Raw genomic sequence first — 1023 nt, 5'->3', positions numbered from 1 at the left:
TTACGGGGGACACCGCACCGTCACGGCCAGCGCCCCGCTGAGCTGCACAATCCACGGATAACACAATAGCGCACTGGCAAAGGATGCCGACGCCTGAAGGGCGTTGGCACCCCGAAGGGGCGGGGCGAGACGGGAACCGGCTCGATGCGCAGCACAGCAGAGCGGCCCCGAAGGGGTAACGCCCTGTGTGGCATCAGGATTTAGCGCAATGGCAGAACATGAGCTGGAGAGATCACCGGCAAGCAGCAGCAAAGGGGCGGCGCAGCCGCCCAGATGGCTGTTTGCCGATACCGGCGATTAATTAGAGCGGTGTTTAATATCCCCCGCGTGGCGGGGGACTAGGTTTCAGCAAGTCATGTTAAATACGTGTCCGTCATGTAAACTGAAATCCCCAATAAACAGATCCCGCGCATAGGCTACGATGTCAAAATATCGGGCTACGGATTCAGGAATTTCATTCAGTAGACCGCTATCATTCAGGTATTCCTCTGCAAAAGTTTCTTCGTCCTTAGCTTCGCCCATATAGGCATCTCTAAACAGGTCGAAATCAGTGCTATTAAACAGATCAACAAAGGCCACAAACGCCGCTTCGTTTCCTTCCTCGCGGGCTTGTTTAAAGCCGTTAATAAAATCCCAGTTGATATGGCACTCTGACGCCATATCAGACGGAATACCCTCCCAATCCTGGAACATAAATTCTGGATCAGCCTCATTTGCGTGTAACTCGCGGCAGCGCTCGTAAAACTCCTCTGAGCTATCAAAATCGGTCAGATCGAGCCAGGCTCCCGCAATGCTTCCGCAGTTGTATTTATGGTAAGTGCCAACATAAACAGAAGGGGTCGTAATATCAGTCATGGTGTACTCCTTAAAGCGCCGATACCGGCAATTTTTCGGGCGGCGGTATTGCCTCCCGATGATTTAATTATCGGTGATTACGCCTTTAAAGTCAATACAAGTACGGAATTTATTTACATGTTTTTATGCCCGTCAGGGCATGGAAGGCGACCGCGCCGGACTCCACCG

1 protein-coding gene is annotated in these 1023 nt (G+C 52.1%); it reads right to left on the bottom strand.

Going from position 1 to position 1023, the window contains the following annotated elements; genetic code table 11:
• Positions 1-345: 345 nt before the first annotated feature.
• Entirely contained in the window at positions 346-855 is a 510-nt protein-coding gene (locus tag ACOTXT_RS22460) for an antirestriction protein ArdA (protein WP_000129958.1), read from the bottom strand.
• Between the last annotated feature and the right edge of the window lie 168 nt (positions 856-1023).

The organism is Enterobacter cloacae complex sp. IR5422 (assembly GCF_049238165.1).
GTDB classification, from domain to species: Bacteria; Pseudomonadota; Gammaproteobacteria; order Enterobacterales; family Enterobacteriaceae; genus Enterobacter; species Enterobacter roggenkampii.
This window is presented reverse-complemented; position numbering and strand designations above follow the sequence as displayed.

Excerpts from the sequence above, each read along its gene's own strand:
- ACOTXT_RS22460 (WP_000129958.1), bottom strand. The coding sequence starts at position 855 with ATGACTGATATTACGACCCCTTCTGTTTATGTTGGCACTTACCATAAA.